The following is a 24,481-nucleotide window of genomic DNA, read 5'->3' as shown; positions in this document are numbered from 1 at the left end:
TAAGATACCAGAAGCCTGTTAAGGAAAGGTCAATTCATTGTAAACAGGCTGTTAATGTGAACGATCATTATTGACGCTAATCGACATTTTTTATAAATCCTAAACCTGGAAATGGAGCTAACCACAGTTTAATCTGTTTATGCTTTTTGACTAATTTGAATTGCCTGGATTTGTCGATATATACTGCGCATATTAATCTAAAAGGAATTAAATAGTGAAGACAGGAACAAAAGAAACATCACCCAGCTCCAAAGCAGTTGCCTCAGCAACAGAGTAACAATTAAGTTCCATGGAAGATATCTCGAACGTGACTGTTTTTCTTTCAGATTTAGCGGAAGAGTTACAGACGATTGTTAATCGGTTTACGTATTAAAAAGATCCCTCGGAGATAGTCTGAGGAATCTTATAATGAGTACGCTACTGCTTTTATGTTATGCAAGAATTACTGTGTGTCGGGATACGGATCGGGTTACATTAGCGATGTTACTTGTTTCAAGTGTGTTACCTATTCGCTTGTTACCCCATAGAAGCTTACGTTAACAATCACTTTTCCGGATCCGTCTTCCATTTTTTCACACTTTAATCAATAAAGATAAGATTTCAAGGCAATCAGTATGCTTATTGCGATGGGGTTTATATCTAATCATATAAGGATGCTATTTCTTTAAATGTAATGGTGGCTTTTTGCGTTTTCATATCAGCAACTTGATCGCTAAAATTTCGTACAATAGTAGGTATCTTCTCTAACGCTCTTCCGTTGATTCCGGTATCTCTGCTACTTCTTTTATTGGTTACATCTTTCATCGCATCAATCACTTTTCCTTTTTGATCTTCTCCAACGAGAATGTTATTGGCAAGCTTATAAAAGACTTGATCTTCATCAAGAATATCTTCCACTTTACTTTTTAATACTGCTTTCTTGTAGCTAAAATCTTCCTCGGGAATCAAAACGATAGATTCTTGAATAGAGAATTCAGACATTCATATCCTCCTCGACAAATCAAACAGTGTTGATACTTCTTCGTCCTCTTTGAATAAATCTTCAATTGCTTTTCGATAATTTTCTATATAATTAAAACCAGTATCTACGGAATGTTTCATATCGGCTATCTCTTCATCAAGATCCGCTTGCTCTAAGGGGAGAATTTCGTGTAGTACATTCACGGAGCTAATTTTATAAGAAGGGAATCTGTATTGTCCAAGCTCATATGCGTAGCTACTGGGACTGGATTCTACATTATAGATTTCATGCATAACTTTCCATCTTTGATCTTTATAAGCGAACTCTATTTCATCTCTTACAAGCGTCTCTAATTCGGTAATAAGAGTTTGCTTGACCTCTAAAGAAGTTACACCTTGTGTATACAACCTCAGAGCAGCAGACATATTCACTTTTATCGGATCCCCGCCTCCAGTATCTGATGTGAAAACAAGGTCTTTCCCGACATAACTCCTATTTCCTTCTGCTAGTGCATCAAGCATTTCGGTGATGCTGTGACTTTCCACAATGCCTTCTAAACTTTCTAGGATGCCGCTTTCCTTTATTCTGTCCAGGATATTAGGGATCTTATAATATAGAATTGCGGCAACAGCTGCTAATCCAGTATCTCCTATCCCTCTGCGAATCTTATCGAACCAACCATCTTCATTATGCATATCCACATTAAAATCCACCGCATCATTTAATCGAGTTAATTCTTTTTCTAAGTTGGTCAACTCTTTTATCATTACATCCTTTTGTTCCTTAGATATATACCCATATTCATATAAGCTATTAAATATCTCCTCGGAATTCTCTTCGATTAAACGTATATTTTCTAATACAACAGGCAAATTGTCTTGTAACCCTTCCATTGTTTCATCTACTTCGTCGGGATAATTAATGTACCAAGCTCCAACTCCTACAGCATTATAGGATTTCAGGTTAGTTATATTGACACCAAGAGCTTCATTTAATCCCTGATTGAAACCACCTTTTTGATTTCCTCTTGAGAAAGCAGCTGCAAGATTTCTCAAATCATTGACCTTAGAATCTGGTATATTATCTATCAATTCTTTAAGCCCGGATACCTCTGGGTTTGTATCTACCATTGTTGTGTTATCAAATGGGACAAAACCAAATTTCTCACTTATTAGATACAGCGGGTCATCTTCAGATACAGTATTAGAAATAGTAACCTGAGCATCACTATAGTAGTCCTTTGTAAACCCTTTCAAGTCAGCAAGAGGAATTTTATCAATTTCCTCAATTCTTTTGATATCAAACTCCTTTCTTACTGCATTATAAAATTTAGCATCGAAGCTGATTATCTCGTAAGGTGAAAAGGTTAGACCATTTACTCCGTAGACTTCATCAAAAGCTTCTTCTGACAAACCAGTCATAGAACTATTATGGAGGCCTAAAGAGTGATTGAAAGAAATGACTTCACCTTCATCGGGATTAAAATCGAAATGATCTTTCGCCTCAATAACAAAGGTCCTAGCAGCTTCAGCCTGATCAAACTTCTCGTTCGCAAAAGGGCCTTCTACATTGTATAACCAGTCTGATCCACCCTGGGTACCTTGCGATATAAGATATAGATTTTTTTCTTCGCTGTCAGAAACTGTAAAAGCTGTGCCATCGTAGCTGGAATTTATCCCTTTTATTTTTTCGGAATCAGAAGAGTGATACATCTTAATTTCCCCTTCAAACAGCTCTCCAGTTTCTTCTAGATAAATAGTTTTAAATCTATCACTAAACTCTTGCTCATCCATATTTTCATACTCGGCGTCAACAAGTCTCATCCATATATTAGAGGAAGTAATCTGATCTAATGACACATAGTTCACTCCTCTTCAGGCAAGATCTTTATTGTCTTTAAAATCTCTAAAGCACTTTGTTTCGCTTTTTCTTGTTCTTTCTTACATTCATCCTCATTAAGGTCATCTCTACAAGTCATATTTGTGAAAACTTGTATTTCTTGATGATTATCGTTCCAAACTAATGTAGCTAAGAATTCATCTGCACCATCCTGATATTCCGCTATTTCAGTGTATTGATTGCTAATTCCCGTATCCATTGTCTTAAAATCGAGCTCTTCCCCTGTGCTCCCTGCCATACTTTCTTTCGTATATTTTATCTCTCGCGTAAAATTGAAGTATTTAAATAAGTGGTTCGTAAATACTTTACTATTCACATCAGCGCTAGATATCTCAAACATTTCACCACGATTTCCGTCTGCAATTTGATGGCTTTTTTCACCCACAACCATATTTTCAGGAAAGTCCATCGTTATTGTGCCGATTTCCGACTTGAACGGGTAATATCCTTCTCTAACGGGTTCGGTGGATATTAAAAAATTCTCGGTAAATTGATCATTGAATGCCGCCACATCCGGCTTGGATTCAACTTCATTTTGGTTTCCATTTCCCGAACTTTGATTAGAACCATCGCCATTTGACACGCCGCATCCTCCTATAATTAAAGTGGTTAAAATGAGGGCAATTACAATTCTTATTCTCACGTAGCATAACCTCCAAAATGGGTATTGCTGCAACCATTAAAATTATATAAAACATCCCCATACATTCCCAGATATTTGATGTAGAAATCTTTAAAACACTCCTTTTGTCCGAGGTTAAAAGGACCTGATTCGGTATTATTTTTTTGTAAGGTATGACAATAAAACTGGTCTATTGGACACTATCTTATAAACGTCGTAATCACCCACTTTTATTTTCGTTCAACTATATGGATGTAATAATCAATATATTGATTGGAACCATTTCCGTTGATTACCCTACATCCTCCTACAATTAAAGTTTTTAACATGAGAACACTAACAATTGTTAACCTCCTAACCTCTAATTTTGAAAATTTTCATTTGATATATGCACGTTGTCTCAAGGGCCTCACTTAAATGAACAAATTCCTGGTGCATGGATTGGTAGTTCTGCCATCCATCACAAAATAAAAAACCGCCCTTGAGGACGATTTGATCTATACCTATTGCTTAAGCAAAATGTTCGCATGTCTTTCCTTACAAATATTCTTAAGAACTATTCCCTTAGAACTCACCTAATAAATTTCTCGTATGAACTTTATGCAAACCCCAACGACAAATTATAAATCAAAACCCATTCTCCATTAACCATTTCATAATGCTCTCTTCTCTTTCCTTCCTATCGCCTTGCTGTGCATCAAATTTACCTATCTTCTTCTGTGAAACAATGTCTCCATCTACCATAAACAGTATTCTTTCCGTTTTTGCTGCCACCTTCACATCATGTGTAACGAGCATTACCGTTGTCCCGTTTTTATTGATCTGTGCAAGAATTGACATAATTTCTTCTGTCGATTGGGAGTCTAATGCTCCGGTCGGTTCGTCTCCAAATAGGATATCCGGATCATTTATCAATGCTCTGCAGATGCCCACCCGCTGCAGCTGTCCACCAGAACCTTGTGTGATATTGTGATTGGCAAGCTTTTCAATTCCCGTCATTTTCATCAGCTTTTTTGCTTTTTTATTCACTGCATGTTTATCCGCATCTGATGGTACAAGGGCAGGAAACATAATATTGTCAATCAAGGACAGATTCTTCAATAGATTAATATCCTGAAAGATAAAGCCCATTGTTTTCAGTCGAATCTTCGCCAATTCTTCTTCTTTTAGACCGCCGATTTCCTGGCCTTTAAACTTCACACTGCCAGATGTCATTCGATCCATACCACTTATATTATATAGCAGTGTTGATTTTCCGCTTCCGGATGGTCCCATGACCGATATGAATTCACCTTCTCTTACCTCCAAGTTGACATCCTTTAAGATATGAAGCTCATTATCTTTTCCTAATGCTACTTTTTTGGTCATACTTCTTGCTTCTATTATATTGGTCACCTATATTCCTCCCATGCCAAAATATTGATATCAAAGTACTATTACTTTCTTAAAACGACAGATAAATCATCTTTTACGGCTACCTTACAGGACATAAATATCGTCAATCCAACGGCTATCATCAGCGCTAGCGGACAAAGCAGCCAAGTCTGCCAGATAATATGAACAAATTCAATTCTTGCCGCTCCCATAGAGGACATGGCCATGCTTACAAGAAATTCGCCTAGGAAATTCGCAGCCAGAACTCCAAGTATGATCCCCAATAGCAGTACCATCAAAGTGCCTGCCATATATTGATGACTAATTTGCTTTGAAGTTAATCCTATACTCCGCATGATGGCAATCTGGGACATATCCTTTGATAACAACATTCGAAGGAATAATGCAGTGATTAATACAGCGATGATGATCGCGATGGCGATTCCGCCTATCACGACGGTCCCCATCTGATCGATGATATTACCAAGCGTCTGCTGCGTATATTCTTTGATATCATTTACCTGCGCCGTGCTGTAAGCATTCTGGTAGTAGTCCATTTTCTCACGAATAGCCACACCTTCAGCCAAATCCAGACTCATAATATACCAAAGAACGGCCTCTTCATTTACCCCAAGACTCGTATGCGCCTTTGCTGTTTTTCCTCCATTTGTAATATCCTGATAAATACCTGTAACTGTTAACGTCTGTTCTTCCCCGCCAGCCCTGACGGTTACTTCATCTCCTACTTTCTTGTTTAATCCATCTTTTGCAGCATGGGCTAGTGATAACGAGATCTCTCCTTCTCCCTCCGGCGCTCTGCCTTCCAGAAATTTCAACGGAAACACGGAAAAATCTCCTATTTCAATATTCATATTGTCCCAGGTACCTTCTGCGTTTTTGACCTGGTAGGAACTTGTGATGTAGGGTGCATACTTTTCAATATCCGAATCATTCTGCAGTTCTTCCTGCAGCTTGTTAAAATCTTCTGTAATGGAATCTGTCCTTCGAAGATCGATTCTCATATCCTGTTTTCCTATCCCCATATAGGAGGAAAATTCAGGTGAATTCATGGTGTTATACATATTTACAGGAAGTATGACAATGAACGTACATACGATAAAAATAACAAGCAGCAGCCTGTATAACTTGAATCGTTTGCCTACATCCCGCAGCCCCATGTACATATTCGTGCTGAAAAATTTATTCTTTAACAGCGGGAAACTGTATTTTCGGTTCTTTCCACCCTCCATGATATCTGAACGTAAAGCTTCCACCGCAGAAATCTTATCGATTCTCTTCAATACTTGCTTGCAGTACATCACAATCATGAAATACACAAGTAATGGAGCTATAAGGGATAGAATATATTTTAAGCTTCCTGATAAATCGGAAGCTATATAAAGTCTCATATTACTGTTTAACAGATTTACCACTGCAAAAGACATGACATAACCGATAATACCGGCAGCTGCTGAGATGACTCTGTATTTGTTAAGATAGACCTTTTTTATATCTTTTTTGGATATCCCCATTGCTTTCATAACACCGATTTCCCTGATATCTTCATCAATCGTTGCCAGGAATGTAAGTCTGATACAGAGTGAAGCAATCACAAGAAGCAGAATGCTTATAAATATAATAACAATCGCAATTATCATATCCGACAGGGCATTAAAAATCGCAAATATCTTACCTTCCAATATAGGACCGTTTGCCGGAAGACCAGCTTCGTTGTAGGCAGTCTGAACAGCAGCAGGATCACCGGTTTCATTCAGCTTGAATTCAATCAGATATTCCAGTTCCCCAGCCTGCATTTTAAGCATTTCATTATAATCATCCTGATTTATCACAAACCGTTTCGAAGAAGTAAGGGGCGAGTTCATCTCAAAATCCCTTGCATAATCTGAAATGACAAACGCCTTCTCATACCAGCCGCTTTTCACCGTAATCGTATCCCCAATTTCTAAATCATGTTGTTCCATGAAGTAGATGGGAACAGCTACGAAACCTTCCTTCACGTCCAGCTTTTCATTATCCAGATCCACTATAAAATCAAAATGCTTATTCTGGACCACAAATGAAATATCCTGTATCGTCCCAGCCATCGTTTGATTTTGACCGAAGTGAATATTGCTTCCATCAATATTCTGAAGAACCATCGTTTCCTGCATCGCTATATGGTCACGGTATTGTTCTGTGAATTGGTCGATCTTCCCTTGGTCATATTCTCCGGCATGCATCACCGCAATGTCAGCTGGCTCTGCACTTTGCTGGAATTTTGACATCCCCTGAATCAGATTGCCAATGTTATTAACGGCACTGGCTGCCAAAATAACGGCCATTGTGATAAAAACAAATACTGTAGTCGTTACAATTTTGTTCCTGATGAAATCATTTTTCACCATTTTCAAAAACATGTTTTTCTCCTTCCTGCATCAATAATATTTGTTTTCTGATCTAGCCTTGGCTGTAACAACTATTTCATTTCTTCAGAGGAATAATTACCAGAGGCTTTATAAATTAAGGAGATGCATTCACATAAGCTTTTAAGGATTATTGACTTTCTAAAGTAATCATACAAAATGGTATTTATTTGAAAAACCTGATTGAGGCTGATTATTTATTACGCCTTTAGACTTAATTTTAGTAGGTTGACTATGGGAGGATGCTAGAAAAAAATTTACACAAAAATAAAAAGGAAGCCTTTCACAAGTTTTCCAATCTCATGAGAAGCTTCCTTTTAAATCTTAATAATTTCGTTTTACCTTCATCTACATATATCAAGGATGTAGCCGCTTATAACATCTTACCGCCCATGCCGCCAGCGTTTCTTCTGGCTTCTTGCTTGTAGCTATTACTACCTCAGTAGTTAAGAACTTAACTGCTATGGATGCTTTTTGAAGTGCGAAATGTGTTACTTTATACTCGTAGATTTACTCATTCACTAGTTGCTGCATTGAAGCCTACGCCGGAGGGTATTTATATAATCAATCGTATAAGGATGCTATTTCTTTAAATGTGATAGTTGCTCTTTGCGTTTTCATACCAGCAACTTGGTTGCTAAAATTACGTACAATAGCAGGTATCTTCTCTAACGCTCTTTCGCTAATGCCAGTATCTCTGCTACTTCGTTTAGTAGTTACATCTTTCATCGCATCAATCACTTTACCTTTTTGGTCTTCCCCAACAAGAACATTATTAGCAAGCTTATAGAAGGTTTGATCTTCACCTTGAATTTCTTCAACTTTATGTCTTAATACCGATTTCTTGTGACTGAAATCTTCTTCCGGAATTAATTCTATGGATTCTTGAATTGTGAATCCAGACATTCATATCCTCCTCGACAAATCAAACAGCGTGGAAACTTCCTCATCTTCTTTGAACAGCTCTTCAATCGCTTTTCGATAATTTTCTATATAACTAAAACCTGTATCTACAGAATATTTCATCTCGGCTATCTCTTCATCAAGATCCGCTTGCTCTAAGGGGTAAATTTCATGGAGTACATTCACGGAGCTAATTTTATAAGAAGGGAATCTATACTGTCCGAGTTCGTGCGCATAGCTGCTAGGACTGGATTCGACATGATAGATTTCACGCATAACTTTCCATTTCTCGTCTTTATAAGCAAACTCTATTTGATCTCTAACAAGCGTTTCTAATTCGGTAATAAGGGTTTGCTTGACCTCCAAAGAAGTTACACCTTGCGTATATAATCTCATAGCGGCCGACATATTCACTTTTATCGGATCACCGCCTCCAGCATCTGAGGTGAAAACAAGGTCTTTTCCGACGTAACTCCTGTTTCCTTCGGCTAATGCGTTAAGCATTTCAGGAATACTGTGACTATCTACAATGCCTTCTAAACTTTCTAGCGTGCCGCTTTCCTTTATTTTGTCTAGAATATTGGGAATCTTAAAGTATAAGATCGCGGCAACTACCGCTAATCCAGCATCGCCTAACCCTCTACGAATCTTATCGAACCAACCATCATCATCGTGCATATCAACGTTGTATTGTATAGCTTCCTGTAGGTTAGTTAATTCCTTTTCTAAGTTACCCAACTCTTCAATCATTACTTTCTTTTGATCCGCTGTTATATACCCACCTTTATATAACTCGTCAAAAATAACTTCAGAGTTTTCTTCCATTAACCGTATGTTCTCCAAGACCCGGGGTAAGTTGTCGTTTAGACCACTTATAGTTTGATCTACTTCTTCAGGGTGCTCTCTATACCACTTTATTGCACCGCTGATACTATACTCATCCAGACTTTCTATATTAGCTCCTAGAAGCTGATTCATCGACTGATTAAATCCACCTTTTTCATCACCTTCTGCGTAATCGGTAGCGAGTACTCTTAGACTTTCAATAACAGGAGCGGGTATTTTATCGATCATTTCTTTAAGACCATTGACATCAGGATTTGTATCTAGAATTTTCGTTTCGCTTAACTCTGTAATAAACCCGAATTTTTCACTTATCGAATAAAGCGGGTCATCTTCGGAAACTGTATTGTGGATTTTGACATCTCTTTCTCCATAGTAACCAAGAGTGAAGTCCTTGATATCTTCAAGAGGAAGTTCTTGTATTTCACTCGTACTTCTAAGATTGAATTCTTTCCGAACATCTTTAGCAAACTCCAGATCATAACGAGCTAGTTCGTAAGGCGACAACATCAATCCATTAACACCATATACCTCATCAAAAGTTCCATCGGCTAAACCGGTCATACCACTATTATGAAGACCCAAGGAATGATTAAATGAAATAACTTCACTCTTATTTGGATCTATATTGAAGTGTGTTGTTGCATCTTCTGTGAATTCTTTCGCAGCTTGAACTTGGTCAACTGATACTCCTGCAAAGGGACCCTTTATATTGTAAAGCCAGTCCTCCATTCCTTGCGTGCCCTGTGAAATTACATAAAGGTTCTGCTCTCCGCCGCTTGAGATGGACAAAGCGGTCCCATCGTAGTTAGAATCCACCTTTTCTGCTCGTTCGGAATCGGAAGAATGATACACTTCAACTTCACCTTCGAACAACTCTCCGGTTTCTTCTAAATATATAGTTCTAAAGGTTTCTTCCATCTTTTCGGGGTTATTTCCATACTCTGAGTCGACAAGCCTCATCCAAATTGTATTTAATGTGATTTTGTCTAAAGACACATTAATCACCTACTTTTATTTTCGGTCAATTCAATGGATTCGATAACCGATATCAGCTTTTCTTTTTCGGAATCTTTAAGCTCAGAACATTTCTCCTCGCTTAATCCCTCTATGCAGTTCCATAAAGAATAAAACTGAATTTGTTCGTTTTTGTTTTCATTCCAAATCAGCCCCAGGACACCATCTGCAGTTACGGCGTATTCAATATATTGTCCTTCAAGGTTCGATTCAGTCGGTTTAAATTCTAGTTCTTCCCCGAATCGGTCTGACAAGGATTTCTTACTAATTTCCTCGCTTGTCATAAAAGCGTAATACTCAACGATTACATCAGTTACTATTTCTTTTTCCTTGTCGGGATGGAAAAAAGGTATTACTTCACTTCTATCATTAGGACCAATATTATATCCCCCGTCATCAATGATCATATCCTCTGGAAAATCCATAGTAAAAGCTCCAGACTTACTCTCTAGAGGATAATACCCTTCTCTTACTGGTTCAGTAGACGTCAAAAACTCTTCGGTAAATTGATTGTTAAAAGCCTCTACATTCGGCTTAGTTCTAGCTTCATTCTGATTATTGTTTCCTGAAGACTGGTTGGATCCATCGCCATTAGACACTCCGCATCCTCCTATAATCAAAGTTGTTAAAATGAGAGCAATCACAATTCTTAGTCTCACGTAGCGTAACCTCCAATTTGGGTATGCTGCAGTCAATAAAATTATATTAAACATATCCATTCATTCCCAGTCGTATGAGGCAGAAGATGTAAAATACTTCTTTAGTCCGAGGGCAATAGGACCCGAGTCAGTATACTTTCTTTCAGTAACTTCCAAATGCAAGAAATGACAGTCACTTCTACAGCATAGGAACAATTAAGTTCTATGAAAGAATTTCGAATGTGCCTATTTCTCTTTTAGGTATGGGGGAATTTCAGGCAGTTGTTAAGTAGTTTAAGTATTGAAGAAAGGTGCCTCGGTGATATTATAAGGGTTCAATTCATATGTGAGCCACATCTGTAGATATTTTCCATATTGAAATTTTCATCACTCAATTTCTGTCAAATTCAATAGAACGAATAACCGATTTAAATTTCTCTTTTTCGGTGTCTTTTAGCTTTATACATGTTTCATCACTCAGTTCATCTTTACAATCCCAAGTAGCATAAAATTGAATTTGTTGGGCATTGTCGTTCCAAACCAAACCTGTGACACCATTCACCTTTCCGCTTTTCGCTTCGGCGTACTCAGCATTTTGCCCTTTTGCTCTGGACTCAAGGGGTTCAAATTGTAACTCTTCCCCAAAGCGGCCAGACATCGATTTTTTACTGATCTCTTCGTTTACCATAAATGCATGTATTCTATAATAATACTCCAAACTAAGTCCCTTTCATTATCCGGGTGATAAAAAATAATTACTTCACTTCCATCATTTGGATCCTTAGAATACCCGGTATCATTCATCACCATATCCTCTGGAAAGTCCATAGTAAAAGCTCCAGACTTACCCTCTAGAGGATAATAACCTTCTCTTACTGGTTCGGTGGATTTTAAAAACTCTTCAGTAAATGGATTGTTAAAAGCCTCTACATTTGGCTTAGCTTGAGCTTCATTCTGATTATAGTTTCCTGAAGACTGGTCAGATCCGTCGCCATTAGACAATCCGCATCCTCCTATGATCAAAGTTGTTAAGATGAGAGCAATTACAATTCTTAGTCTCACGTAGCGTAACCTCCAATTTGGGTATGCTGCAGTTAATAAAATTATATAAGACATATCCATTCATTCCCAGCCGAATGAGGAAGAAATACTTTAACGGTTCCCAGGGGTTATTATGAAATGGTTCTCCTTTCACTTTAACATTCATGAGTGAAATGTGGAGTGAAGCAAAGTTCTTAGGCATGTAAGCTAATGAGCAAGCGACGAAACATAGAGTTGTTCCTGTTTTAGTAGAAGAATAAAATTCAGAAAAAGCGCTAAACATTAAGGTTTAGCGCTTTTTTAGACTTAACTAGAAGCCATGTATTCAATAATTATTACGTAAAAATTCATCATTAGTAACATTCGTTATAAACATATGGCCCGGCGCATGTGTAATCACAAGTGGAATTTGAGAATGAATCGCTGCAGATTGAGGTGTTACGCCACATTCCCAAAAAACAGGTGTTTCTCCTTCTCCGAACTCCGTAAATTCTCCAAAATCAGGCTTGCTGATATCGTTAATACCTATTTCTTTCGGATCTCCTACATGAATTGGAGATCCATGCATGTTTGGAAACTGTGCAGTGATATCAATTGCCTTTTGAACCAGCTCATTTTTAATGGGTCTCATGGAGACTACGACAGGTCCACTAAATTCACCAGCTTGCTTCGTTTGACGGTTTGTTATGTACATCGCCACATTTCTATTTTGTTCAATGTGTTTTAAAGGAACGCCTCCCTTTAGTAATGCACTTTCAAAAGTAAAGCTGCACCCAATCAAAAAAGATACAAAGTCATCCTGCCAGATCTCTTTAAGATCCTGACGCTTCTCCGTTAACATACCGTTCTCATATACAAAGTAAAGCGGGATATCACTTCGAATATCTGAGCCAGCAGCAAGAGCAGACTCAACCACACCTGGTTCTAATACATCAATAATTGGACAAGACTTCGGGTTTCGATTAGCAAACAATAGAAAATCAAAAGCATATTCCTTTGGTACAATTGCTAAATTGGCTTGAACATAATCACTACCTAAGCCGGAAGTATGGGTATTGTGTTCACCGCTTCTGATCTTTTCTCTTATGGTGCTTGGTTTCATTTGTAATTCCCCCTGTCTGTCTATTTAATTCCAATACTAACTCACTGACTTTTATTGTGTATAGCTTTCTTTCCTATTATCTCGGACGTTCTAATTCCTTATATTCCTCCATATATTTACCGCTATTAGCTACGAATGAATGGTAAAGTGCTTTAATTGCTAAATTTTTCTCTAAACCCATTTCAGCTTTCAGCCTCTTTAACTCCTCATGTAACTCACTCTGTTGATTAATTAATTTCGTCATCGTTGTTTTATTGTATTTCATTTGAACACATCCTTAATTCATTACCTTTATAAAGACAACCTTTAGATAGTTAAATTCAGGATATTTGTCTGGTACAGTAAAATCTTCTGGCAGTTGGTGTTCTTCTAAAATCTTATAGCGTGTATTAGATTCCGTAAATGCTTTATCGATAAATGATTTGAACTTTTTCATATTGAAGCTTGCGTTATTTGTGGACGCAATGATAATTCCACCTTGATTTGTAATTTTCAAGGTATCTTTTAGCAGCTTCGGATAATCCTTAGCCGTGCTGAATGTTATTTTCTTTGTCCGCGCAAAGCTTGGCGGATCTAATACGACAACATCAAACTTCAATTCATGACGGTCTGCATATCGAAAGTAATCAAAGACATCCATCACCTTAATATCCTGCGCTTCATAATCAATTTCGTTAACCGCAAATTGCTCAATAGTCTTAGGCAGGCTTCGTTTTGCTACATCCACACTAGTTGTCTTTATCGCACCACCAAGAGCCGCCGCTACAGAGAACGCACCTGTATAAGAGAATGTGTTTAAAACCGTTTTTCCTTCTGAATAATGGTCACGTAATGCTTTACGTACGTTACGTTGATCTAGGAATATCCCTGTCATTGCGCCATCATTTAAATCTACTGCATATTTCATCCCGTTTTCCAAAACGATCAAAGGAAATTCTCCCTTTTCACCTGACACATAATCATCTTGTTCCACGTATTGGCCATTGGTGTTAAAGCGTAATTTTTCATATAAACCACGAACTTCTACCACTTCACTCAATGCTTGATATATATCTTCACGGAAAGAATAAATCCCTTCACTATACCAACTTACCATACAAAAACCATCATAGAAATCAATGATCAATCCGCCGATACCGTCTCCTTCCCCATTAAACACACGGAAAGCAGTTGTATCTTCCGCTTCATATAAACTCTGCCGCTTTGCAACAGCTTCACTAATTTTCTTAACAAAAAACTTTGTATCGATTTTCTCATGTTCCTTACGAGTTAAAATCCAACCTATCCCTTTATTTTGTAGACCATAATAGGCTGTTGCAATGTACTTGCGGTTGGAGTCAGTTAAGCGTAATATGCTCCCCTCATCCATCACCACTCCTGAAGTTTCGATCGCTTCTTTTGTGAGCAGCGGATAGCCATTCTTTATATCTTTAACCGACTTTGGTTTTACTTTTACTTCTACTAACTGTCTCATTTAGTCATCCTTAATTTTTATGATTTCTTTTTATTATGCCATTATTTTATAGAATAAGCGAAAGGAGAAGCGGAACCACTCACTGTTACTTTTGCCTTCACTCTCACTCTATAGACTACGCCCATGGCGGGCACACTTAAGAAAGGAGCCCTGATTCAAATCAGCGCTCCTTCTTTTATTACCTTTATTTCTTAAGCTTAACAGGTACACCACTTCTCGCAGACTCCAAAGCAGCATACGTCACCTCATGAGTTAGATATGCATCACTATAATCAGAGCGGATTTGGGAGGTGTCGCCAGTACGAACGGCATGAATAAATGCCTCATTCTCCCGAACATATGGATTGTCCGTATCCTTAAATACCGTCTTTATGCCTTCTTTGTCTATTTCTAGTTTATCGCCCTGCCAATCTAGCATTCCTTTATCTGTGTAAAACTTGAGCCCAACATCTCCCATACCACCGGGAAGGATACACGTATTCGACAGGTTAGCTATCACGCCATTTTGCAGCCGTAAACTTACCGTTCCAATGTCAGGCACCGTAACATTATCATGCTTATTATGCTGTACTTGATTACCATACATCGCGTATACTTCTTCAACCTCACCGCAAATGTATCTTAGTAAATCTACAATATGCGTTGTTTGTTCGATAAATTGACCGCCAGACTTCTCTTGATCTCTCCACCAGCTGACCATGGGCATCTCGCCCATCCATTTACCTAATACCATACCAAGCGTTTGATCATTTACGTTTTCCTTTAGATATTGAACCGAATCACTGTATCGAAAATGATACCCAACAGACGTAATCAGAAAACTTTCATTCATACGCTCTAACACCTTGGCTGGAATCTTGTCCTCTGTCCCCAGTGGCTTTTCGATGAGGAAAGGAATACCGCGCTCAATAAGCTCCAATTCAATCTCTCCCCGAACCATTGGCGGCGCGACGATATAAACCGCATCAAGCTCCTCTGCATCCAGCATTTCCACATACTGATCATACCCATTTGCACCCTCATAATCAGACGCCATATCTGCTGCTTTCTCGTTGCTTGTTCCGAAAATAGCCTGAATCTGAACCCCATCCATCTTTGATAGAATATCCGCATGCTTCCGGCTAAACCAACCTGTCCCAATCATTCCAATTTTGAGTGTCATGTTTTTCTCTCCCTTGTATGTTGATAGTAACTGTAAAAAAAGAAAGATGATGTTTACGTTTCTGCAGCGGGGTGTGCTAACATATCACTTTGTTGAAAACAGCCTTGAGATAGTTAAATTCCGGATTGTGATCTTGTACTATAAAATCTTCTGACAACTGATATTCTTCTAAAACCTTATAGCTTCTACTAGTTTCAGTAAATGCTTTATCGATAAAATGGGCCAGAGCAAATCTGGGAATTGGAAAGCTACTTTCAATTATTTCAAATCAATAATAATTCTACTATAGATCATAAGATGAAATTGTTGAAGATTGAGAAAATCCCCTCCAGAAGTATGTTGACTATCGAAAGACTTCTTAGATTTAATTGGATTTTTTGAAAAATACAGTCAAAATCATCTATAGGTTTTCAAATCCTTGTGTAGCAAAAGTTTGAGGGCAGGATCTAAGAATATTCCTGTCATTGCACCACCATTTAAATCTACCGCATATTTCATTCCGTTTTCCAATACGGTTAAAGGAACTCTCCCTTTTCATCTACCACATAATCATTTATTCCACGTATTGGCGATGGGTGTTAAAGCGTAATTTTTCATATAAACGACGAACATCTACCACTTCACTCAATGCTCAATATATATCTTCACGAAAAAATAAATTCCTTCACTGCCAACTCACCTTATAAAAGCCGTTAAAGACAAATTAGGCTAAGATATATGTGATGTTTATTGATAAATACCGTTCATAAATATCCTCCTAGTTTCATAAGTTCTAGTAAATAAGAAATTAAAAAAGAGTGTCTAAAACTTTTAAATCTTAGAAACTCTTTTTTAGAATTGTTCAGTATATTATATTTAATCTATCTGGCTAAGAAGGAAGAGTATCCCTTCTTATGTATCTGTTTATTTCATCATCACACTTGTACCGATTCCGCAAATACAAGAAACCCTCTTCTGCTGTCTGGATTTTTAATAGATTGTTTTATCCAACGTCTCTTGACTTTTTTCTACTTAATTCGCTCAGTTAAAAGAATAAAAAAATGCCTCTTGGTCCAGATACAAAGGTTTTTAACGCTTCTGTACTACACATTCAGCAAACAAAAAGCTCCTCTTTATTTCTGGAAAGTATCTTCATTTTATAGAGTGAGTAATGTTTCCTTTTACTCTATAATATAAAGCTTTGACAAATCATTCGTTTCACTATTGAAATAATTCCCGGAAATTTTGGTCAAGTTATCGTGAATTTTATAAAAAGTTCTGAATACATCATGACACATGCAATCCATACTTTGTTTTGGACTTAGCATATAGCAGCGAATAGAAGGAAATTTTTTACCCTTGCTTTTCTCACTAAAATAAGTTGCCGCGGCCCTATGAGAGCCATCAATAATAAAAGTTTGTTTCCCTTTTTGAAAAGGTTCATATTTTACTGCAATAACAGGATTTTTATTTTTAATAGCTTCCGGAAGAAAACTATGATTCAACTGCCCAAAATCCACATTCAACTTATCAATGCGTATTGGATTTGATTTTTTTGTCTCTTTTAACAATTTCTTTTGCCTTTTCAAGGCTCCATATGAGAGAAATAGAAGCTCCATTATGGAATTGAATAAGACGTTCATACATCTGCCCCTCTGCAGGCATTGTATTTTTTATTTCCATAAAATCTATTGCTTGAGCCTTTAAGATATCTTCATAATTTTCTAAAAGAGCTATAATTTCTTGACTGTCCCTATACATGATTTTCAATGTTCTAAAATAACTGTGTAAATTATAACCACTTTGGTATGCCATGTTTATACCTCTTTTATATATAATAGATTCTTTACTTTCATTTCTTTTTATTTCAAGGTTCCGTGAAGTTAATCTATAATCTTCAAAATGGTTGATCATTATGTTGATGGTTGAATTAATATTTTTGAAGAAGAAACTTAAATAATAGAAACCTCTCTCCGTCTAGTGATTTCAAGAAAATTCATCACTTTTTAGTCTTATGTAGCAATTTTAATGAACTAACTGTTATTTAAGTTAAATACTTCACAAACCCCTTTGATCAAAACATTATCTACTTAAGTTGATAAAAAACGATTCCTATTTGACCCACTTAGATTCGGATGGAGTTTGGTTCAGTTCGTAAACCTTTACCTTCCCCCCCACAGTTTCCACACTTTTCATCACTAAAGTGTAACCAACTTCAAAATGTTGTATTACTTCCTGAAATGTCATATCATCCAGATCTGTCTTAACAAACGGATGAATAATATACATAGCTTCCTCATCACCAGCAACTTGGCTGCCCTCAATAATTCTATTTTCATATGAATCATAACAATATATCCTTGGATACAAAGAAAACTCCCAAATACATACCAGAAACTTTACATCATATTCATTAGGTAAAAGTCCCTCATGTTCTAATGTATTATTCCAACATTGCACTAAGCCTTTCAAAATTGACTCACCAGACAGTTTGTTAAATGTCTGAACATTTATTTTAATATAATAGTTAATAACATCATTTACATCTAAATATGTACCTTTGTTTTCTAACCATATTTTTGAAGCTCCTGTGTTACTAATAACGAACCTATCATCCACGGGATATATTTTTATTCGGTCATCGATGAACTCTGTTACCTCGTCGTTCTTTTTTTTTGATATACGACTATCCGCCATTACTACGATCTTATCTTTCCAAGAAAATGCAATTACCATTGTCATTATTATTACCTCACTAATACAAGTAGGATTTATCTTTTCGGGATTCAGCTTCTGTGTGTCGCTTGAACAAATTATGGACAGGCTTAGTCATGCAGATGGTCAAATTACAAAGAATGCGCACCTTCATGTAACTCAATAAATGAAAAAAGCCTCCCAAAAGTTCAGTGTACTTATGAGAAGCCTCGATTAAAAACCTCAATATATATCTCCCCCTATTCGTCCTTTCAACTCAATTTTATTGTCTAAGTCAATAAAAATAATTAATTTTTTTTATTAACCGTGCCCATTTATTCTTAATCTGACTCGATTCCGATATTCACAGATAATTTTCTATTTTTAAAAAAGAAAACTGCGTAATCGATTTACATCAACTTCTTCCTTACTCGAAAGCTGATACAAATACAATTGCAGTTTTCCTTGCTAATAACATCTACATACTCCCAAAATCATCTTACTTAAGTCGAATTATCTCCTAAAAACCCCTTGAATATCTCTTTTATATTCCTTGAAAAGGTACTGCTCGAGATTATTGCCTTTAAGGATCTCCTGTTTTAGGATAGAGATGCAGTACGACCCTTTTATTCAAGTTTTTCCCAAACATCAATAACAAACTCTGAGTCTTCTGGCGGAACCCATTCGGATTTTGCTTGGTTCAAGTTATCCCAATCATAGTACTCTAATATTGTTGAGTTACTGTGATCAATTTCCTCTTGAAGTTGAATACCATAAGAAGATTTTACAATATTTAAAAGTCTTAGGGGTATTTCATGAAGCTCTTTCCCTTGTAGATATTCATAAGCAGCAAATGATTTGGAACTACCCTTTTCATATTCTGGAGGCATTTCTTCCTCAAATGTATATTGGAAAACATACTTTTTGTTACTTTTTATATCACATAGCCTTTCAATTTTATGATTTAAAGTTAATACCTGTTTAAGCGTTGCTACTTTCTTTATTTCTCCTTTTTTATTTCTTTCAGTTATATCGAAATCGTGTATACAGGTATATTTAACCCCAAAGTTGTTGAGAACATTTAATACCACATACATTGTGCCTTTGCCCGCACAGTTTACAACGGATGTTTTATTGTAAATCTCACTATCCAATTCTCCACTACTGACTAGCTTTTCCCCAATTATTTTTAATGCAACTACCTCAGTATCACCCTCAACTAAAATTACATTACTTGCAAAAAAAATCTCATTTACAAACGGATTAAATCTTAATAATGCCTGGAATTTATCTTTTTCATGACTCGGTAATCCATATATGTCCGAATTCACCTGACTAACTAAAACATTTTTTTCCTTATTCAACGACAGCTTAGCTAATGTCCTATGCGGCTTAGCTAAATCAATAAAATTTGGAGAATGCGACGTTGCCAAAACCTGAAAGAAACCTTCATCTGCTAAGCTATATAGTGTTTCCCTAAAAACTCTCGCTAGATGTGGATGTAGGTATAACTCGGGTTCTTCTATAGCTATTATTAACGGGCGATTTACCCCTTTATCCTCTCCCTGGTATTTTTTCATGTACATCTTAAATCCTTTTAATATAGAGAGCATAAATGTACGTTGTACTCCATTACCTTGGTGAGACAGCATAGTTTCTAACCCATTATAGTCAAAATTCGGCTTTAAGGAAGTACTCACAATTTCATCAAGCGGGTTAACATCCACATTAAACCTAATTTTAGTTGACGTTACGTCATTTAAGAAGCCTTGCACTTCTTCCTCAAAGAATTTGATTCTCTCATTATCATGTGAATTAATTTTATCTTGTAATAGCTTTGTTTTTTCTTTTGCTTCTTTATATTCGTCCAGTTCTCTAACTACATCTTTATACAAAGCATATAAGGTTTTCATATAAGGAGATGAATCTTTTATATCATCATTGGCATTCTTAACCGCCGGAATGTAAATTACTTCAGGAAAAGCACTTAGAAAATGGGTTCCATTTTTTCCTCCGCCCATTTTCCCATCCCATCCTTCACTTTCAAGGTCATGCTCTTCATTCCCAGAGAGTTTAGAAGCACGCTCGACCTTATCTCCAAAACGATATACTGCTCTAACAATAAATTTATTAGTAGGCTCATGAAGTGACGCTCTAATACCATGTAAATTTATTTCTTCATCAGTTAATTCTGAAAAAGTAGCATGGAAACTAATTGGATTATCAGTTTGATGTCTATGATAAAAACTCTTATCCAAAGAAGTAGTGCTAGATCCAAATTTACACAATGCTTCTAATACAGTACTTTTGCTGCAGTTATTAGGACCAATTATTATAGATATATTTTCTATATCTATGCTTAGCTCCTTTATTCCTTTGAAATTTCTAATAGTCAGCTTTGTTAATTTCATATTCTCCCCCCCTCACTTCAATATTTTACCATCAGATAAGCGATAGCCCTAGTAAAATTACAAAATAAGGTGATTTTTGCTTCTATAAGATTAGTTTTAAATTGCTTCTATACTATTTTTGTAATGATGATGGTTGCCATTCTTATAACATACCGCACTTAAATATTGCACTTTTTTCAAGGGTTGTATTAACTATAAATTTAAATCCCTAAGGGTGAGAGCCGCTACCTCTGTCAAAACGCTGTAGTTACTAGTGCCGACATAAGTGAAACTAGAAACAACATTCTAAAGTCACGCTACTATTCCTTCGACTTCATTTCTACCGAAACAAAAAAATATAAAATACCTCTTGACTTTTACCAAACAAATGGTTGAGATAACCTAACAGTTGGATGAACTGCCAAAACTTAATCAGAAAGGCGAAACCGTATGTATGCCTCCTGGAAATAAAAAGTGTCCATTGATGGCCATTCGGTTATCTATCCAAGAGGGATGAGATATTTCGGTAATGCATCTACTCTGTCTTGAATAATCTTCATGTTACCAAAGAAATGAAAAAAGAGGCTTCTCATAAATTTGCTCAATTAATGAGAAGCCTCTTCTGGAGAGAGATGTTAGCATCTCTCTTGTCCCTTATTCAAAATCCTTGTATATCAAGGGTTTCGGGGGCAACTTACATCATGCCACCCATTCCACCCATGCCGCCCATATCAGGCATGCCGGCGCCAGCGTTTTCTTCTGGCTTGTCAGCTACTACTGCTTCAGTAGTTAGGAACATAGCTGCTACGGATGCTGCATTTTGAAGTGCGGAGCGTGTTACTTTTGTTGGGTCGACGATACCTGTTTCAAGCATGTTTACCCATTCACCTGTTGCTGCGTTGAAGCCGATGCCAACGTCTTCTTTTTTCAGACGTTCGATGATGACGGAGCCTTCAAGGCCTGCGTTGTGTGCGATTTGGCGAACTGGTTCTTCGATTGCACGAAGGACGATTTTCGCACCTGTTTCTTCGTCGCCAGTTAGTTCAAGACCTGCAACATTGTTGTAGATGTTGACTAGCGCTGTACCACCACCGGCTACGATACCTTCTTCTACTGCTGCGCGAGTAGAGTTAAGGGCGTCTTCGATGCGTAGTTTGCGTTCTTTCAATTCTGTTTCAGTAGCAGCACCGACTTTGATTACTGCAACACCGCCAGAAAGTTTCGCTAGGCGCTCTTGTAGTTTTTCTTTGTCGAATTCTGAAGTAGTTTCTTCTACTTGTGCACGGATTTGTGCGACGCGGGAAGAAATGTTTTCTGGGTTGCCGTTACCTTCAACGATAGTTGTGTTTTCTTTTGTAACAACAACTTTAGAAGCGCGGCCAAGCTGTGTGATTTGTGTGTTCTTCAGATCAAGACCAAGGTCTTCTGTGATCACTTCACCACCAGTTAGTGTCGCGATATCTTCTAGCATTGCTTTACGACGGTCACCGAAGCCTGGTGCTTTAACAGCAACAGCGTTGAATGTACCGCGCAGTTTGTTCACAACAAGTGTTGCAAGTGCTTCGCCTTCTACGTCTTCTGCGATCATCAATAGAGGCTTGCCTTGCTGTACAACTTGTTCAAGTACAGGAAGTACTTCCTGGATGCTTGCGATTTTCTTATCTGTGATTAGGATGTATGGATCGTCAAGGACTGCTTCCATTTTATCTTGGTCGGAAACCATGTATGGAGAAGCATAGCCGCGATCGAATTGCATACCTTCCACAACTTCAAGCTCAGTGTTGAAGCCGCGGGATTCTTCGATTGTGATAACGCCGTCGTTACCAACGCGCTCCATTGCTTCTGCGATCAGTTTACCAACTTCTTCGTCAGCTGCAGAGATTGCCGCAACTTGTGCGATGGACTCTTTGCCTTCGATTGGTTTGGAGATTTCTTTAAGCTGGGAAACAGCTACTTCAACCGCTTTTTCGATACCGCGGCGCACGCCTACTGGGTTCGCACCAGAAGCGACGTTTTTCAAACCTTCACGGATCATTGCTTGTGCAAGGACAGTCGCTGTAGTTGTACCGTCACCAGCGATTTCGTTTGTTTTGGAAGCAACTTCGGATACAAGCTGCGCACCCATGTTTTCGAATGCATCTTCCAATTCGATTTCTTTGGCGATTGTCACACCGTCATTTGTGATCAGTGGAGAACCGAATTTCTTATCCAATACGACGTTGCGTCCTTTTGGTCCGAGTGTTACTTTCACTGCATCTGCAAGTGTGTCCACACCGCGAAGCATCGCGCGGCGAGCGTCTTCAGAGAACTTAATGTCTTTAGCCATTAATAAAACCTCCTATAATATATTCTATGGTATATGAATCTGTTCTTCGGATTATCCTAATACTGCAAGGATGTCGCTTTCGCGAAGAATTAAGTAGTCTTTTCCTTCGTATTTCAATTCTGTACCAGAGTATTTGGAGAAGATGATAAGGTTGCCTTCTTCTACTTCTGGTGCAACTCTTTGTCCATTATCGGTTACACGACCGCTACCGACGGCAACAACTTTACCTTCTTGCGGTTTTTCCTTGGCAGATTCAGGAAGCACGATTCCGCTTGCTGTTTTCTCCTCCTGCTCTACAAGTTCAATTACGACACGATCGCCTAGTGGCTTCAACATGTGAGAAACCCTCCTTATATAATCGATAATTTATTTTTAGCACTCGAGTTAGTTGAGTGCTAACACAGTTATTATAATAATCAAAACGAAAACGGATTGCAAGCAAGACACTCAGATAGTTGTTCGACGAATTCTCCATTTCTCCTGCCAAGCCTTAGGTGATTTAACAGGGTAATTACAATGCACAGCGCTACATACTCATCCTGTTCTTATGTTAAAATACCTAAGATGCCAACTACATAAGTAAGGCGGAAGGAGTCGTTACATTGCCAGCACGCTATTGGTTCGTCATATTGACATACATTGTGATGCAGATCTCGTCATTGGTGCTGCTTCCATTTGTACCTTGGATGAGGGAGCAAGGATGGGATCTGGCCATTATTTCCTACGGATGGAGCTTGATCACCTTCCTGCTCGCTGTCATCATTACGTTCTTCCTGCTACGTCAAGATATGCGCACACCTGCTGTGCGCAATGCCGCTAGTCCTGGCATGACGGTTGTCTGGATCATCATCGGATTCTTTGCAGCATACTTCGGGCAAGTGATTGCCGGATTGATCGAAATCTATGTATTGAATATCAGACAAGGGTCCGAAAATACTTCTACGATTATGGATGCGGTTCGGACAGTTCCTGCATTTGCATTGATTGTAGTTGTATTTGCTCCAATATTGGAAGAAATCATCTTCCGTAAAATCCTTTTCGGAGAAATCTATAAGCGGACGAACTTCTTCATAGCAGTACTCATATCGGCACTTGTATTTGGTGCAGTGCATGGAGATTTCCTCCATCTTTTGCAGTACTTTGTCATGGGTGTCATTTTCGCTGCGCTTTATGTGAAGACGAAACGGATCATCGTCCCGATCATCACGCACGGTTTAATGAATCTGCTGGTCGTCATCATGCAGCTTTACTTCACACCGGAAAGACTTGAAGAAATTGAAAAAATGCAGAAACAATTAGAAAACATGCAAATGATCATCTTTGGAGGATAACTATTCATGATACGCTCGCCATTGCCCATTGCGATTTTTTATCTGTTCATCGGATTCATGTTCGTATTCTGGGCTATAACAGATGTAAGAAATGCAGGAGATTGGACATTTTTAAGTATCTTCTGTGCCATCTTCGCCACGTTTGATCTTTATACAGCTATTCGCTATATCAAACTTCATTTCAAGATTAAGAAAATGAATCAAAAATGAGAAAACCAGCCGCTTTGATGTGCACCCTAAAAGTTAGAGTCAATATTAGATAGCCTGTTGGCTGGTGTGGAGCCGGTATTGTACCGGACTCA

Annotated in this window: 20 protein-coding genes and 1 pseudogene; 2 read left to right on the top strand and 19 right to left on the bottom strand. The window is 37.7% G+C overall.

The features are described 5' to 3' along the window. Nucleotides 1-639: 639 nt before the first annotated feature. The 19 genes and pseudogenes from AB1K91_RS07210 to groES all read right to left on the bottom strand — a co-directional run bounded on the left by AB1K91_RS07210 (nucleotide 640) and on the right by groES (nucleotide 23,184). Entirely contained in the window at nucleotides 640-981 is a 342-nt protein-coding gene (locus tag AB1K91_RS07210) for a hypothetical protein (RefSeq protein WP_413089103.1), read from the bottom strand. After that, nucleotides 982-2,820, bottom strand: coding sequence for a DUF6792 domain-containing protein (locus AB1K91_RS07205; protein WP_413089102.1), 1,839 nt, complete (start codon nucleotides 2,818-2,820; stop codon nucleotides 982-984). A gap of 5 nt (nucleotides 2,821-2,825) precedes the next feature. Beyond that, entirely contained in the window at nucleotides 2,826-3,443 is a 618-nt protein-coding gene (locus tag AB1K91_RS07200; protein WP_413089101.1) for a hypothetical protein, read from the bottom strand. 666 nt (nucleotides 3,444-4,109) lie between these two features. Beyond that, a complete protein-coding gene (locus AB1K91_RS07195; RefSeq protein WP_413089100.1) occupies nucleotides 4,110-4,877 on the bottom strand; it encodes an ABC transporter ATP-binding protein in 768 nt (255 codons plus the stop codon). A gap of 41 nt (nucleotides 4,878-4,918) precedes the next feature. Next, nucleotides 4,919-7,273, bottom strand: coding sequence for an FtsX-like permease family protein (locus AB1K91_RS07190; RefSeq protein WP_413089099.1), 2,355 nt, complete (start codon nucleotides 7,271-7,273; stop codon nucleotides 4,919-4,921). A 570-nt stretch (nucleotides 7,274-7,843) separates the two neighbouring features. Next, nucleotides 7,844-8,185 (bottom strand): hypothetical protein, encoded by a 342-nt coding sequence (locus AB1K91_RS07185; protein WP_413089098.1) that lies wholly within the window; start codon nucleotides 8,183-8,185, stop codon nucleotides 7,844-7,846. After that, nucleotides 8,186-10,024 (bottom strand): DUF6792 domain-containing protein, encoded by a 1,839-nt coding sequence (locus tag AB1K91_RS07180; protein WP_413089097.1) that lies wholly within the window; start codon nucleotides 10,022-10,024, stop codon nucleotides 8,186-8,188. A gap of 5 nt (nucleotides 10,025-10,029) precedes the next feature. Further along, the gene (locus tag AB1K91_RS07175; RefSeq protein WP_413089096.1) at nucleotides 10,030-10,641 is read right to left on the bottom strand and encodes a hypothetical protein; all 612 of its coding nucleotides are present in this window, start codon (nucleotides 10,639-10,641) and stop codon (nucleotides 10,030-10,032) included. Nucleotides 10,642-11,071: 430 nt separating this feature from the next. Then, a pseudogene (locus AB1K91_RS20005) lies at nucleotides 11,072-11,796 on the bottom strand (hypothetical protein). 250 nt (nucleotides 11,797-12,046) lie between these two features. After that, a complete protein-coding gene (locus AB1K91_RS07160) occupies nucleotides 12,047-12,823 on the bottom strand; it encodes a putative hydro-lyase (RefSeq protein WP_413089093.1) in 777 nt (258 codons plus the stop codon). A gap of 76 nt (nucleotides 12,824-12,899) precedes the next feature. Beyond that, nucleotides 12,900-13,088, bottom strand: coding sequence for a hypothetical protein (locus AB1K91_RS07155; RefSeq protein WP_413089092.1), 189 nt, complete (start codon nucleotides 13,086-13,088; stop codon nucleotides 12,900-12,902). Between the two features lie 12 nt (nucleotides 13,089-13,100). Beyond that, the gene (locus tag AB1K91_RS07150) at nucleotides 13,101-14,297 is read right to left on the bottom strand and encodes a class I SAM-dependent rRNA methyltransferase (protein ID WP_413089091.1); all 1,197 of its coding nucleotides are present in this window, start codon (nucleotides 14,295-14,297) and stop codon (nucleotides 13,101-13,103) included. Between the two features lie 184 nt (nucleotides 14,298-14,481). Continuing rightward, nucleotides 14,482-15,459: a Gfo/Idh/MocA family protein gene (locus AB1K91_RS07145; protein WP_413089090.1), complete on the bottom strand. Its 978-nt coding sequence runs from the start codon at nucleotides 15,457-15,459 to the stop codon at nucleotides 14,482-14,484. Nucleotides 15,460-16,619: 1,160 nt separating this feature from the next. Beyond that, nucleotides 16,620-17,009, bottom strand: a complete 390-nt coding sequence (locus tag AB1K91_RS07140) for a hypothetical protein (RefSeq protein WP_413089089.1) — start codon at nucleotides 17,007-17,009, stop codon at nucleotides 16,620-16,622. Further along, nucleotides 16,969-17,253, bottom strand: a complete 285-nt coding sequence (locus tag AB1K91_RS07135; protein ID WP_413089088.1) for a hypothetical protein — start codon at nucleotides 17,251-17,253, stop codon at nucleotides 16,969-16,971. The genes AB1K91_RS07140 and AB1K91_RS07135 overlap by 41 nt, the downstream gene beginning before the upstream one ends. A 297-nt stretch (nucleotides 17,254-17,550) precedes the next feature. Then, the gene (locus AB1K91_RS07130) at nucleotides 17,551-18,180 is read right to left on the bottom strand and encodes an Ntn hydrolase family protein (RefSeq protein WP_413089087.1); all 630 of its coding nucleotides are present in this window, start codon (nucleotides 18,178-18,180) and stop codon (nucleotides 17,551-17,553) included. A gap of 578 nt (nucleotides 18,181-18,758) precedes the next feature. After that, complete coding sequence (locus AB1K91_RS07125) at nucleotides 18,759-20,543, bottom strand: ATP-dependent nuclease (protein ID WP_413089086.1); 1,785 nt, start codon at nucleotides 20,541-20,543, stop codon at nucleotides 18,759-18,761. Nucleotides 20,544-21,216: 673 nt separating this feature from the next. Then, on the bottom strand, nucleotides 21,217-22,848 hold the full coding sequence (gene groL, locus AB1K91_RS07120) for a chaperonin GroEL (protein ID WP_413089085.1): 1,632 nt from the start codon (nucleotides 22,846-22,848) through the stop codon (nucleotides 21,217-21,219). A 51-nt stretch (nucleotides 22,849-22,899) separates the two neighbouring features. Further along, nucleotides 22,900-23,184 (bottom strand): co-chaperone GroES, encoded by a 285-nt coding sequence (groES, locus tag AB1K91_RS07115; RefSeq protein WP_413089084.1) that lies wholly within the window; start codon nucleotides 23,182-23,184, stop codon nucleotides 22,900-22,902. Between the two features lie 266 nt (nucleotides 23,185-23,450). Between groES and AB1K91_RS07110 the strand changes: the two genes are divergently transcribed. After that, nucleotides 23,451-24,179: a CPBP family intramembrane glutamic endopeptidase gene (locus AB1K91_RS07110; RefSeq protein ID WP_413089083.1), complete on the top strand. Its 729-nt coding sequence runs from the start codon at nucleotides 23,451-23,453 to the stop codon at nucleotides 24,177-24,179. Between the two features lie 6 nt (nucleotides 24,180-24,185). After that, nucleotides 24,186-24,389, top strand: a complete 204-nt coding sequence (locus AB1K91_RS07105) for a DUF4305 domain-containing protein (RefSeq protein ID WP_413089082.1) — start codon at nucleotides 24,186-24,188, stop codon at nucleotides 24,387-24,389. The last annotated feature ends 92 nt before the right edge of the window (nucleotides 24,390-24,481 follow it).

The sequence above is a fragment of the Terribacillus jepli genome (assembly GCF_047228925.1).
GTDB lineage: Bacteria > Bacillota > Bacilli > Bacillales > Amphibacillaceae > Terribacillus.
This window is presented reverse-complemented; position numbering and strand designations above follow the sequence as displayed.

What these genes read in the sequence shown, in the direction of transcription:
- AB1K91_RS07210 (WP_413089103.1), bottom strand. Translation starts at nt 981, where the DNA reads ATGTCTGAATTCTCTATTCAAGAATCTATCGTTTTGATTCCCGAGGAA.
- AB1K91_RS07190 (WP_413089099.1), bottom strand. Translation starts at nt 7,273, where the DNA reads ATGTTTTTGAAAATGGTGAAAAATGATTTCATCAGGAACAAAATTGTA.
- AB1K91_RS07185 (WP_413089098.1), bottom strand. Translation starts at nt 8,185, where the DNA reads ATGTCTGGATTCACAATTCAAGAATCCATAGAATTAATTCCGGAAGAA.
- AB1K91_RS07160 (WP_413089093.1), bottom strand. Translation starts at nt 12,823, where the DNA reads ATGAAACCAAGCACCATAAGAGAAAAGATCAGAAGCGGTGAACACAAT.
- AB1K91_RS07155 (WP_413089092.1), bottom strand. Translation starts at nt 13,088, where the DNA reads ATGAAATACAATAAAACAACGATGACGAAATTAATTAATCAACAGAGT.
- AB1K91_RS07150 (WP_413089091.1), bottom strand. Translation starts at nt 14,297, where the DNA reads ATGAGACAGTTAGTAGAAGTAAAAGTAAAACCAAAGTCGGTTAAAGAT.
- AB1K91_RS07145 (WP_413089090.1), bottom strand. Translation starts at nt 15,459, where the DNA reads ATGACACTCAAAATTGGAATGATTGGGACAGGTTGGTTTAGCCGGAAG.
- AB1K91_RS07135 (WP_413089088.1), bottom strand. Translation starts at nt 17,253, where the DNA reads ATGGCATACCAAAGTGGTTATAATTTACACAGTTATTTTAGAACATTG.
- AB1K91_RS07130 (WP_413089087.1), bottom strand. Translation starts at nt 18,180, where the DNA reads ATGACAATGGTAATTGCATTTTCTTGGAAAGATAAGATCGTAGTAATG.
- AB1K91_RS07125 (WP_413089086.1), bottom strand. Translation starts at nt 20,543, where the DNA reads ATGAAATTAACAAAGCTGACTATTAGAAATTTCAAAGGAATAAAGGAG.
- groL (WP_413089085.1), bottom strand. Translation starts at nt 22,848, where the DNA reads ATGGCTAAAGACATTAAGTTCTCTGAAGACGCTCGCCGCGCGATGCTT.
- groES (WP_413089084.1), bottom strand. Translation starts at nt 23,184, where the DNA reads ATGTTGAAGCCACTAGGCGATCGTGTCGTAATTGAACTTGTAGAGCAG.
- AB1K91_RS07105 (WP_413089082.1), top strand. Translation starts at nt 24,186, where the DNA reads ATGATACGCTCGCCATTGCCCATTGCGATTTTTTATCTGTTCATCGGA.